The organism is Pseudomonas shirazensis (assembly GCF_050496565.1).
Taxonomy (GTDB): domain Bacteria; phylum Pseudomonadota; class Gammaproteobacteria; order Pseudomonadales; family Pseudomonadaceae; genus Aquipseudomonas; species Aquipseudomonas shirazensis_A.
Map to the genome: position 1 here is coordinate 226,019 of NZ_JBNWAE010000004.1, position 11,950 is coordinate 237,968.

General features: G+C 62.8%; 8 protein-coding genes. 4 read left to right on the top strand and 4 right to left on the bottom strand.

Annotated elements, in window-relative coordinates:
- Positions 1 to 2: 2 nt before the first annotated feature.
- Entirely contained in the window at positions 3 to 701 is a 699-nt protein-coding gene (locus ACQZ2L_RS08580) for a tRNA (adenine(22)-N(1))-methyltransferase (protein WP_430325649.1), read from the bottom strand.
- A 164-nt stretch (positions 702 to 865) separates the two neighbouring features.
- On the opposite strand from ACQZ2L_RS08580, the gene ACQZ2L_RS08585 reads away from it, so the two are divergent.
- Positions 866 to 1,246: a RidA family protein gene (locus ACQZ2L_RS08585; protein ID WP_101319158.1), complete on the top strand. Its 381-nt coding sequence runs from the start codon at positions 866 to 868 to the stop codon at positions 1,244 to 1,246.
- Positions 1,247 to 1,439: 193 nt separating this feature from the next.
- A complete protein-coding gene (locus tag ACQZ2L_RS08590) occupies positions 1,440 to 3,539 on the top strand; it encodes a TonB-dependent receptor family protein (protein ID WP_430325650.1) in 2,100 nt (699 codons plus the stop codon).
- A gap of 48 nt (positions 3,540 to 3,587) precedes the next feature.
- Here the strand turns inward: ACQZ2L_RS08590 and ACQZ2L_RS08595 are convergent, their stop codons facing one another.
- The 3 genes from ACQZ2L_RS08595 to ACQZ2L_RS08605 are packed head-to-tail and all read right to left on the bottom strand — an operon-like array spanning position 3,588 to position 7,266.
- Positions 3,588 to 5,777, bottom strand: coding sequence for a xanthine dehydrogenase family protein molybdopterin-binding subunit (locus ACQZ2L_RS08595; protein WP_430325651.1), 2,190 nt, complete (start codon positions 5,775 to 5,777; stop codon positions 3,588 to 3,590).
- Entirely contained in the window at positions 5,777 to 6,763 is a 987-nt protein-coding gene (locus ACQZ2L_RS08600; RefSeq protein WP_430325652.1) for an FAD binding domain-containing protein, read from the bottom strand. Before ACQZ2L_RS08600 ends, ACQZ2L_RS08595 begins: the two co-directional genes overlap by 1 nt.
- Positions 6,760 to 7,266: a (2Fe-2S)-binding protein gene (locus ACQZ2L_RS08605; protein WP_430325653.1), complete on the bottom strand. Its 507-nt coding sequence runs from the start codon at positions 7,264 to 7,266 to the stop codon at positions 6,760 to 6,762. The genes ACQZ2L_RS08600 and ACQZ2L_RS08605 overlap by 4 nt, the downstream gene beginning before the upstream one ends.
- 344 nt (positions 7,267 to 7,610) lie before the next feature.
- Between ACQZ2L_RS08605 and ACQZ2L_RS08610 the strand changes: the two genes are divergently transcribed.
- Both ACQZ2L_RS08610 and ACQZ2L_RS08615 read left to right on the top strand, forming a co-directional pair.
- Entirely contained in the window at positions 7,611 to 9,614 is a 2,004-nt protein-coding gene (locus ACQZ2L_RS08610; RefSeq protein WP_430325654.1) for a peptidase U32 family protein, read from the top strand.
- Between the two features lie 162 nt (positions 9,615 to 9,776).
- Positions 9,777 to 11,894 carry a TonB-dependent siderophore receptor gene (locus ACQZ2L_RS08615; RefSeq protein ID WP_430325655.1) on the top strand — a complete coding sequence of 706 codons (2,118 nt, stop codon included), beginning with the start codon at positions 9,777 to 9,779 and terminating at the stop codon, positions 11,892 to 11,894.
- The last annotated feature ends 56 nt before the right edge of the window (positions 11,895 to 11,950 follow it).

Below are 11,950 nucleotides of genomic sequence, written 5' to 3' on the forward strand. Positions count from 1 at the left end.
GATCAGGCCCCGGCCAGCAGTTGGGTGATCCACTCGACCTGCTCGGTAAACAGCCGGGCCTTGGCCTGCGGCACCTCCTGCGCATGCTCGAAGTGCGCCAGGGTCTGCTGGCGCTGACGCAGCACGCGGCGCCACTTGCCCAGAAATGCTTCGCTGCGCTGCTCCATCAAGCGCGGGCCAAACAATAGCTGCTGCGGCGTATAGACCACGTCAGCAGCCGGCACGGCAACGATGATCTCGTAGTCGAAGCGGTTCTCGCGCAGCACCTCTTCATGCTCGATGCGGTAACCGTTGTTCATCAGCCAGGTGCGCAGCTCCTGCTCGCCACCGTTGGGGTTCATGATCAGCCGCTCGCTGCCAGCCAGGTGATGCTTGCCGCGCTCGAATATCTCGCACATGGTCTCGCCGCCCATGCCGCACAGGCTGACCACATCGATCCGGTCGCCCGCTTCGATCGCCGCCAGGCCATCCGCCAGGCGCACGGCAATACGCTGCTCCAGGCCATTTTTAAGCACCTTGCGCTGCGCTGAATGAAACGGCGTCTGCGCCACTTCGCCGGCCACCGCAAACTCGATCGCCCCGCGCAGCATCAACGCCACCGGCAGGTAGCCGTGATCCGAGCCAATATCCGCCAGCCGCGCTGCAGCCGGCACGTTGGCCGCGACCCGCTCCAGCCGTTGCGACAATGTGTGTTCGTTCAAGCCCTGTTCCTTTTGCGTAACCGAGGCTGAGCGCTCGGCCAAATGGCCGCGATTTTGCCCGGCAATGCCTACTATTTCAATTTCAATGGCCCAGCGGCGGCTCGACCGGCCCGGCTCGCTCACGTAGGCTTGCGCCTTTCCTCCCGTGCTAGGCATCTATTCCCATGGCAAATGCAGACATTACCTTCATTCCAGACCCAGACCCGGAGTCGATCTCCTCCGACGTGACCGGCTTCGGCAATTTGCTGGTGAGCACGCAGATCCCGACTCGGGCCGATGGCAGCCTGGAGCTGGGCGGTATTGTCGAGCAGAGCGAATGCACCCTGCAGGCGCTGAAAACTGCTCTGGAGCGTGCTGGTAGTTCCATGGACCGTGTGCTGCACTTGACTATCTACCTCACCGACATGGCCGACCGGCCTGCGTTCAACGAGGTGTACCAGCGCTTCTTCAGCCAGCCATGGCCAGTCCGGGCGGCGGTGGGCGTAGCAGCGTTGGCGGTAGAAGGCATGCGCGTAGAAGTAACCGCAATGGCCGCCAAAGCCTGACACGGTCCCCCTGTAGGAGCGGCCTTGCCGGGACGCCGGACCGGTCGGAAAGGGGCGCGTAGCGGCCCCACGATTTGTGCCACGCCGCACAATTGCCGGGGCCGCTTTGCGGCCCTTTCGCGACACAAGGCCGCTCCTACAGGGGACCGCGTAAGCCGCACTTCCATGACCGTTTTAAATTGCAGGAAGCCCCATGCGTCGCCATTTCACCGTTCTACTGCCAACCCTCGGCCTGTGCAGCCTGGCCCATGCCGAGCCTGCAACCACCTTCAACCTGCTCGAGCCGGTGGTGGTCACGGGCACCTATGCGCCCAACCAGAGCTTCGACCTGCCCTACTCCATCGACACAGTGGAACGAGCGCAGATCGCTGATGGCCAGTTGGGGGTCAACTTGTCCGAGGCGCTCAATCGCGTGCCCGGGCTGGTGGTGCAGAACCGGCAGAACTACGCCCAGGACCTGCAGATATCTTCCCGCGGGTATGGCGCTCGGTCGGCATTTGGCATTCGCGGGATCAAGCTGCTCAGCGACGGAATCCCGGCCAGTACGCCCGATGGTCAGGGCCAGGCGGCCTCGCTCAACCTTGATGTAGCCGAGCGTATTGAGGTGCTGCGCGGCCCTGCGTCGGCGATCTATGGCAGCAATGCCGGCGGCGTGATCCAGATGTTCTCCCGCGATGGTGCCGGGGCGCCCAAGGTCGGCGTCGACACCACCTTTGGCAGCGATGGTTTCAACAAGAACCATGTTTACGGTGAGGGCGGCAACGACTATGCCGGGTTCGTGCTTGATGCTTCGCGCCTGGACACCGACGGTTACCGCGACCACAGTGCGGCCCGGCGCGACCAGACCTTTGCCAAGGTGCATGTGCGGCCTGATGAGGACAGCCGCCTGGCACTGATCTTCAGCACCTTGGAGCAGAACGGTACGCAGGACCCGTTGGGACAGACCTGGCAGGGTTACAAGGATGATCCACGCTCAGTGAGCAGCCGCGCCGAGGAATACAACACGCGCAAGAGCATCCATCACCAGCAGGTGGGGATGAATTACGAGCGTTACTTCGGTGACGCGACCTTGCAGTTCAACCTGTATGCCGGCAAGCGCAGTGTGATTCAGTATCTGTCCATTCCGAGAGATATCAACGGCGTAATCACTGCGGCAAACCAGCGCGGTGGCGGCGTGGTCGATTTCGACCGAGAGTTCCACGGTGGCACCTTGCGCTGGATTCAACCGATCGAAGTCGCCTACGGTGCGCTGACCCTCACTGCCGGCGCCGATTACGACCGCAGCACGGACGACCGCCGCGGCTTCCAGAACTTCAGCGGCGACACCCTGGGCGTCAAAGGTGAACTGCGTCGCGACGAGAAAGACACCGCCACCAGCCTCGACCCTTACCTACAAGCCCACTGGGAACTCGACCGCTGGACCGTCGATGCTGGCGTGCGGCGCAGCAGCATGGAAATGGAGGTCAACGACAAGTACTTGGCCAATGGCGATTCCAGCGGCTCGAAAAAGTATCAACGCACCACCCCGACGCTGTCGGTGATGTACGCTTTCACGCCTGAGCTGCACGGCTACGTAAGCGCTGGCAAGGCATTCGAGACGCCGACCCAAGCCGAGATGGCCTATGCGCCAGGCGCAGTAGAAGGTTTCAACTTCGGCCTCAAACCCGCGACCAGCACACAGTACGAGATCGGTCTTAAAGCACGCCCGGACGAGCGCACCCGGATCAACCTGGCGCTGTTCGAGATTCAGACCGAAGACGAAGTGGTGGTACTCGCTTCAAGCAACGGTCGCACCAGTTACCAAAACGCCGGCAAGACCCTGCGACGCGGCCTGGAGCTTGGTGTGCAACGGGAGCTGAGCGAACAATGGCAGGCCAACATCGCCTACACGCTGCTTGATGCAACCTATGACGAATCCGTCAGCCAAGGCAGCAGCACCATCGCGAAAGGCAACAATTTGCCCGGCGTACCGCGCAGCAGTCTGTTTGCAGAACTCGTGTGGAAACCCCATCCAGGCATCAGCATGGGCCTGGAAGGCCAATACCGGAGCAAGGTTTACGTCGAAGACAGCAATCAACAAACTGCTGCCCCTGCTTATACCGTCTTCAATTGGCGCACCCGCTTCGAACAGAACCTTGGGCCGTGGACCTTCCATCAACTGGTGCGGTTGGACAACCTTACGGATCGCCAGTACGTCGGCTCGGTGATTGTCGGCGACGGCAACCAGCGCTACTACGAAGCAGCCCCCGGCCGCTCCTGGTACGCCGGCGCCGGCCTCGAATATCAATTTTAAAGCTCACCCCAACTGCAGCGGCCTTGACGCAGGCCGCTGCAGCCAGCCTCAGCCAAGCACTCGGTCGATAGTCAACGGGAACTCACGCATCCGCTTGCCGGTTGCGTGATACACCGCATTGGCCACCGCCGCCGGCACCCCGACGATACCGATCTCGCCGACACCCTTGGAGCCGAGCGCGTTGACGATCTCGTCCGGCTCATCGACGAACAGCACGTCGATGTCGGCGAAGTCCGCCTGCACCGGAATGTGGTATTCAGCCAGGTTGTGGTTCATGTAGCGGCCCAGCTCATGGTCGATCAAGGTCTCTTCATGCAGCGCCATGCTCACGCCCCAGACCACCCCACCAAGAATCTGGCTGCGGGCCATCTTCGGATTGATCACCCGGCCCGCTGCAATCGCGCTGACCACCCGGCCAAGACGCACGGTACCGAGCTCTTCATCGACCCGCACCTCAACGAATACCGCTGAGTGCGTCGCCGTTGCATAGCCGTCACGGCGGGCATCGGGCTCGCACACCACCTTCGCCTCCAGGCCACTGCGCGGCAATATCTCGCCCAGCGGGTAACGGCGGCGACCAACGTGCAGCTCACCCTCACTGATAACCATGTCCTCAGCCGGATGCCCGGCCAGCTCCGGATAGCAGCTACGCGCCGCCATCAGCAGTTTGCCGCGCAGCACTTCACAGGCCTGGCGTACCGCTGAACCGACCGACGAAACGGTAAACGAGCCGCCCTGCAACGGCGCGGTCGGCAGTGCCGAATCGCCCAGCAGGAAGGTCACCTCGCGCGGCGCCATGCCCATGGCGTCGGCGGCGATCTGGGTCATGACGGTATAGGTGCCGGTGCCGATGTCGGTGGTCGCGCTGCTCACCACCAGTTGGCCATGGGCATCGAGCCGCGCACGGGCGCTGGCTTTCATCTGCATCGCCTCCCAGACGCCTCCGGCCATGCCCCAGCCGATCAGTTCGTGGCCTTCGCGCATGCTGCGTGGCTGCGGGTTGCGCGCAGCCCAGCCAAAGCGTTCGGCGCCTTGGCTGTAGCAGTCCAGCAGGGCTTTGCTGGAATACGGCTTGCCCTCGTTGCCGTTGCTGTCGGCGAAGTTCTGCCGGCGCAACTCGACCGGGTCCATGCCCAGTTCCACCGCCAGCTCGTCCATCGCACATTCCAGGCCAATCAAGCCCAGCGCCGCGCCAGGCGCACGCATGTCCAGCGGCGTGTAGACGTCCAGCGGCACCAGGCGATAGTCCAGGGCTACGTTGTCACACTGGTAGAGCATGCCGCTCCACTCGACCACGTGCTCGGTGAAGTCTTCGAAGCGTGAGGTTTGCCCGGTAGCCGCGTGATGGATGGCCTGCAGCTTGCCCTGCGCATCAGCGGCCAGGCGCAATTGCTGCACAGTGCGTGGACGGTAGCCGAAGGTGAACATTTGCTGGCGCGTCAGGGTGACGCGCACCGAGCGCTGCAGTTGCAGCGCCGCCATCACTGCCAGTGGCAACTGATACTGCGGGCGCAAACCAGAGCCGAACGCGCCGCCGACATAGGCTGCGAACACCCGCAGTTTCTCCTTGGGCAGGCCGAACACGCTGTGCAAGTAGTCACGGCAGTTCTGCGTACCTTGGGTCTTGTCGTGGACTTCAAGATTGCCGCCTGGGTGGTAGATGACCGTGGACGCATGCGGCTCCATCGGGTTGTGGTGTTCGATCGGCGTGCTGTACGTAGCATCGACCCGGACCTGGGCAGCGTCATAGGCTTGCTGGAAGTCGCCGCGGGGTTTGGGTAGCTCAGCCGGCGCGGGATGCGCCTGCCCGGCAAGCAGATCGGTCTGATGGGCGTCGGTTTCGTATTCGATGCGCACCAGCGTGCCGGCATGCCGGGCCAGTTCGAGGTTGTCGGCGACGACCAGTGCCAGCGGCTGTCCGCTGTAGAGCACGCGGTCGTTGTACAGCGGGCGAAACGGCGAGCCATCGGCTGAATCAGCGTCTTCGTACTGCTCATCCTCGCCCGCCAGCTTTGGCCGGTTCTGATGGTGCAGCACTGCCACCACGCCTGGCAGGCGCAATGCTGCCTCGCAGTCGATATGGCGCACGCGGCCGCGGGCGATGGTGCTCGAGACCACGCTGCCGTGGAGCAGATCAGGGGTTGGGTATTCTGCCGCGTAACGGGCCTGACCGGTGACCTTGGCCGGGCCGTCGACGCGGTCCATGGGCTGGCCGCTAACGGGTTTCAAGGTATTCATCAGGCAACTCCTGTTGCGGCAGCTTCGGTGAAGGCGCGGACGATTGCCGCATGGGCCAGCTTGATCTTGAAGGCGTTGTGCGCCAGTGGCTGGGCATCGGCCAAGAGCATGTCTGCCGCTGCGGCGAAGCTTTCGCTGCTGGCAGCACGGCCCTGCAGCAGTTGCTCGACCGCAGGGTTGCGCCACGGTTTGTGCGCCACGCCGCCGAGGGCCAGGCGGGCGCTGACGATGTTGTTGCCGTCCAGTTTCAGCGCGGCGGCAACCGAGATCAGCGCAAACGCATAGGACTCCCGATCGCGTACCTTGAGGTAGTGGCTGTGCTGGCTGAACTGCGGCGCCGGCAGCTCGATGGCGGTGATCAGCTCATCGTCTGCCAACTGGTTGTCGCGCTGCGGGCTGTCACCTGGCAGGCGGTGGAAGTCGGCAAAGTCGATCTGGCGCACGCCAGCCTTGCCCTGCACATGTACCCGCGCCTCCAGCGCTGCCAGCGCGACGCACATGTCCGAGGGGTGCACGGCAACGCAACTGTCACTGGCACCGAGAATCGCATGAATTCGGTTGAGGCCATCGCGAGCTGGGCAGCCCGAACCCGGCTCGCGCTTGTTGCACGGGGTGCCGGCGTCATAGAAGTAGTAGCAACGGGTCCGCTGCAGCAGGTTGCCGCCGGTGCTGGCCATGTTGCGCAACTGCGCCGAGGCACCGGCCAGGATCGCCTGGCTGAGCAGTGGATAGCGTTGTTCAACGAGGGGATGCCAGGCCAGGTCGGCGTTGCTCACCAGCGCACCGATCAGCAGCCCGCCGGCCTCGGTTTCGCTGACCTGGTCCAATGGCAGGCCGGTGATGTCGATCAGGTGTTCGGGCTGGTCGAGGTTTTCTTTCATCAGGTCGAGCAGGTTGGTGCCGCCAGCGATAAACCGCGCGCGTGGGCCGGTAAGGGCCAAAGCGCCGTCGATGCTGGTGGGCTTGCTGTACTGGAACGGAGTCATGGCCGTGGCCCTCCATGAATCAACGGCAAGGTCGCTTCCACGGCATCGAGAATATTGCTGTAGGCACCGCAGCGGCACAGGTTGCCGCTCATGGCTTCCTTGATTTCGTCACGGCTGCGCGCGCGGCCTTCGTTGGCCATGCCCAGCGCCGAGCAGATCTGCCCAGGGGTGCAGTAGCCGCACTGGAAGGCATCATGCTCAATGAAGGCTTGTTGCAGCGGGTGCAGGCTGTCGCCGTCGGCAACCCCTTCGATGGTGGTCAGCTGGTCGCCATCGCACATGATCGCCAGGGTCAGGCAGGCGTTGACCCGGCGGCCATTGCGCAGCACCGTGCAGGCGCCGCACTGGCCGTGGTCGCAGCCTTTCTTGGTGCCGGTCAGGTCGAGCTGCTCGCGCAACAGGTCAAGCAAGGTGGTCCAGGGCTGCACCTGCAGCTGCCGGGGCGTGCCGTTCAAGGTCAGGCTGATGGCCTGGCCGCTGTGGTCGGTCGGGGTGTCGCTCATGGTCGGGGCCTCATCACGGTCGGTCGGGCTATGTTTTCAGGTACGACCGGGTGGGAAGCGCAGGCGTTCAAGCTAATTGACCAGTGCCGGCTCGCCATTGGGCAAACCGCAGGTAATGTCGGGGGCTGCTGCGCACCCCTTTCGCGACACAAGGCCGCTCCTACAGAGAACCGCGTCAGCAGGTAATGCGCGGTCCGTGTAGGAGCGGCCTTGTGTCGCGATTGGGGTGCGCAGCGCCCCCAGAATTGCTGCCTTGCATCGAATTCAGGAGGAATACGAAGACCTTGGAAAGGATGACCGTTACAATGCCCGCCTAAACCGTGACAGCCCGAAAAAATAACGCCATGTCCTTGCCCAAGAATCACCTGGAACTGCTCAGCCCTGCCCGCGACGTGGCGATTGCCCGCGAAGCCATCCTGCACGGCGCTGACGCCATCTATATCGGCGGCCCGAGCTTCGGCGCGCGGCACAACGCCTGCAACGAAGTCGGCGAGATCGCCGAACTGGTCGGGTTCGCCCGGCGCTACCATGCGCGGGTGTTCACCACCATCAACACCATCCTCCACGACAACGAGCTGGAGCCAGCACGCAAGCTGATCCATCAGTTGTACGACGCCGGCGTCGATGCGCTGATCGTGCAGGACCTTGGGGTGATGGAGCTGGACATCCCGCCGATCGAGCTGCACGCCAGCACCCAGACCGACATCCGCACCCTGGCGCGGGCGCGCTTTCTCGATCAGGCCGGCTTTTCCCAGCTGGTGCTGGCGCGTGAACTCAACCTGCAAGAGATCCGCGCGATTGCCAGCGAAACCGATGCGGCCATCGAGTTCTTCATCCATGGCGCGCTGTGCGTGGCGTTCTCCGGCCAGTGCAACATCTCCCAGGCGCAGACCGGGCGCAGTGCCAACCGTGGCGACTGCTCGCAGGCCTGCCGCCTGCCGTACACGCTGAAGGATGATCAGGGCCGGGTAGTCGCGTTCGAGAAGCACCTGCTGTCGATGAAAGACAACAACCAGACCGCCAACCTCAGCGACCTGGTCGATGCCGGCGTGCGCTCGTTCAAGATCGAGGGCCGCTACAAGGACATGGGCTATGTGAAAAACATCACTGCCCATTACCGCAAAGAGCTCGATGCGATTCTGGAGAACCGCCCCGAGCTGGCGCGTGCTTCCAGTGGCCGCACCGAACACTTCTTCATGCCCGATCCGGACAAGACCTTCCACCGCGGCAGCACCGACTACTTCGTCAGCGACCGCAAGATCGACATCGGCGCGTTCGACTCGCCCACCTTCACCGGCCTGCCGGTAGGCGTGGTGGAAAAGGTCGGCAAGCGTGACATGCAGGTGGTCACCGAGGTGCCATTGAGCAACGGTGACGGCCTCAACGTGCTGGTCAAGCGCGAAGTGGTGGGTTTTCGCGCCAACATCGCCGAACTCAAGGGTGAGTTCGAGGAAGACGGTGCACCGCGCTACCGTTACCGGGTCGAGCCCAACGAGATGCCAGATGGCATGTACCGGCTCAAGCCTAACCATCCGCTCTCGCGCAACCTCGATCACAACTGGCAGCAGGCGTTGCAGCGCACCTCCGCTGAACGCCGGGTCGGCGTCGCCTGGCAGGCGCAACTGAGCGAACAGCGTCTGCAACTGACTGCCACCAGTGAAGAAGGCATCAGCGTCAGCGTCGCCCTCGACGGCCCGTTTGGCCCAGCCAACAAGCCGCAACAGGCGCTCGATCAGCTGCATGACCTGCTCGGCCAACTGGGCACCACCCAGTATCACGCCAGCGCTATCGAGCTGGAGGCGCCGCAGGCGTTCTTCATCCCCAACTCGCAGCTCAAGGCCCTGCGCCGTGAGGCCATCGAAGCGCTGACCGCAGCACGGATCGCTGCCCACCCACGCGGTGCACGCAAGGCCGAAAGCAACCCGCCGCCGGTGTATCCGGAATCGCACCTGTCGTTCCTGGCCAACGTCTACAACGAGAAGGCCCGGGCGTTTTATCACCGTCACGGTGTGCGGTTGATCGACGCTGCCTACGAGGCCCACGAAGAGCTGGGCGAAGTGCCGGTGATGATCACCAAGCACTGCCTGCGCTTCTCCTTCAACCTGTGCCCGAAACAGGCCAAAGGCGTGACCGGCGTACGCACCAAGGTCGCACCGATGCAGTTGATCCAGGGCGATGAAGTGCTGACCTTGAAGTTCGATTGCAAGCCGTGTGAGATGCATGTTGTCGGCAAGATGCGATCGCACATCATCGATTTGCCTTCTCCGGGCAGTGGCGGCGTGCAGCAGGTGGTCGGGCATATCAGCCCGGAAGACCTGCTCAAAACGATCATCCGCGCCCCGCATTGATCGGCCTGCCGCAGCGCCTTGTCAGCGCTGCGGCTCGCCCGCCAATCCCGCCAGCGAACGCAGCCAAAACCTGGTACGTTAGTACGCAAAATACTGCTGTAAACGAGAATTGTTTCCAGATATGATCCCGCGCATCTTCCCCCTGTCAGGATCGTATCGTCCATGCGTCGTGCGTTCGTTTCCCTTTGTCTGCTCAATGTAATCTCCCCTGTCGCGCTGGCTGATGCCGAACCGGCCCCAACGGTCGAGCTGCAAGCCGTCAACATCGATGCCGCCAGCGAGCGCGAACGCGCCGATGGGCCTGTGATCGGCTACCGCGCCACCCGCTCGGCCAGCGCCACCCGCACCGACACCGCCCTGCATGAAACCCCGCAGTCAGTCAGCGTGGTGCCCAAGGACGTGCTCGAAGATACCGGCGCAACGCGCCTGCAGGATGCGCTGGATTACGCCGGCGGCGTAGGCCGGGCCAACAACTTTGGCGGCCAGGGCCTGACCAACGTCACCGTGCGCGGCTTCACCACCGGTGAGTACTACCGCAACGGCTTCCCGATCAACCGCGGCTACCCCAACGCGCCAGACGCCAACACCGTCGAGCGCCTGGAAGTGCTGCGCGGGCCGGCCAGCAGCCTGTATGGCCGTGGCGATCCTGGCGGTACCTTCAACATCGTCAGCAAGCAGCCGCTGCCAGAATCCAAGGTGACCTTGGGCAGCCAGTTCGATGACCAGGGCATGCACCGCGCGACCCTCGACGCCACTGGCCCGCTCAGCGAAGACGGCAGCCTGGCCTACCGCCTGAACGTGTTGGGCGAAGGCGGCGAGAGTTTCCGCGACGACGTTGACAGCGAACGCTATGACGTCGCCCCGGTACTCAGCTGGCAGGCCAACGACAGCACCAAAATCGTCTTCGAAGGCGATTTCATGCGCAACAACCACCCGCTCGACCGTGGTTTGACCCGCTATGACACCCAGCGCGGCAGCGCCTCGCGTGACACCAACGTCTGGGAGAAAGGCAGCGACAACCTGCTGCACAACGACAACAACATGGCTCAGCTGCGCTTTGAGCATCTGCTCAATGACAACTGGACCCTGGCGGGCGGGATGCAGTGGCTGGATGGCAGCTTGAAAGGGAATGCGGTTGAGGCCAACAGCCTGCAGGCTGATGGCCGCACCCTTGGTCGCAATTTCAACTATCGCAAGTTGGAGTGGACCGACCGTGACTACCAGCTCAACCTGACCGGCCACTTCGACACCGCAGGCTTCGCTCATACCTTGCTGACCGGTGTTGAGTATGAGGACTATGACTACAAGTCGATTATTCAGCGGTCTTCGGCGGCGTACCCGATCGACATTTATAATCCGGTACTCGGTCAGCCGCGCCCTGCCATTGATCGCACCACAACCCATGACAAAGAGAATCTGAAAACTTGGTCGGCCTTCGTCCAGGATCAAGTCGCCTTGACCGAGCGCTTTAAGGTGTTGGCCGGGGTTCGTCTGGAACGTTTCGAGCACGAGTATGAAGATTACCTGAGCACCACTCGTGACTTCAGCAAGGCAGAAAACGCTGCCACTCCACGCCTGGGTGCAATCTACGACCTGACCGATACCGTCGCGGTCTATGCCAACACCGCGCGTTCGTTCAAGCCCAACAGCGGCGCGAGCCTCCAAGGTGGCGGTTTTGATCCAGAAAAGGGCAAATCCTACGAGCTGGGCGTCAAATGGGAGCCACTGGACCGCCAACTCAGCGTCGACGCAGCGATCTACCACATCGTCAAAGAGAACGTGCTGACCCGCGACCCAGCTGATCCCACCGGCACCTTCAGCGTCGCCGCTGGGGAAGTCCGCAGCCGTGGTCTGGATATCAACGTGGCCGGCAACCTGACACCTGAGTGGCGGGTAATCGGCGGCTACGCTTACGTGGATGCCGAAGTCACCAAGGACAACACCCTGCCTACCGGCACGCGCCTGGCCAATATCCCGCGCAACAGCTTCAGCCTGCTCAACACCTATGAATTCCAGGACGGCCTGGCCAAAGGATTCGGCATGGGCATGGGCGTCAAATACGTGGATGACCGCAAGGGCCAGACGGCCGCCAGCACCTACACCATGGAGCAATACACCGTGGTGGACCTACTGAGCTTCTATCAGCTGAATGAGCATGTGCGGCTGAATCTGGACGTGCGCAACGTGTTCAACAAAGGCTATGACGAGAGTGCGTTCAACCGCTACGCCTACCCAGGTGAGCCACGCACTGTGCAGGCCGGGGTTGCCTACACCTTCTGACGTTGATCAAACGCGCCCCTTTGAAGGTGTTCTAGAACTGCGCTTGTCGTTGGATC

What these genes read in the sequence shown, in the direction of transcription:
- ACQZ2L_RS08605 (WP_430325653.1), bottom strand. Translation starts at nt 7,266, where the DNA reads ATGAGCGACACCCCGACCGACCACAGCGGCCAGGCCATCAGCCTGACC.
- ACQZ2L_RS08610 (WP_430325654.1), top strand. Translation starts at nt 7,611, where the DNA reads ATGTCCTTGCCCAAGAATCACCTGGAACTGCTCAGCCCTGCCCGCGAC.
- ACQZ2L_RS08615 (WP_430325655.1), top strand. Translation starts at nt 9,777, where the DNA reads ATGCGTCGTGCGTTCGTTTCCCTTTGTCTGCTCAATGTAATCTCCCCT.
- ACQZ2L_RS08600 (WP_430325652.1), bottom strand. Translation starts at nt 6,763, where the DNA reads ATGACTCCGTTCCAGTACAGCAAGCCCACCAGCATCGACGGCGCTTTG.
- ACQZ2L_RS08590 (WP_430325650.1), top strand. Translation starts at nt 1,440, where the DNA reads ATGCGTCGCCATTTCACCGTTCTACTGCCAACCCTCGGCCTGTGCAGC.
- ACQZ2L_RS08585 (WP_101319158.1), top strand. Translation starts at nt 866, where the DNA reads ATGGCAAATGCAGACATTACCTTCATTCCAGACCCAGACCCGGAGTCG.
- ACQZ2L_RS08595 (WP_430325651.1), bottom strand. Translation starts at nt 5,777, where the DNA reads ATGAATACCTTGAAACCCGTTAGCGGCCAGCCCATGGACCGCGTCGAC.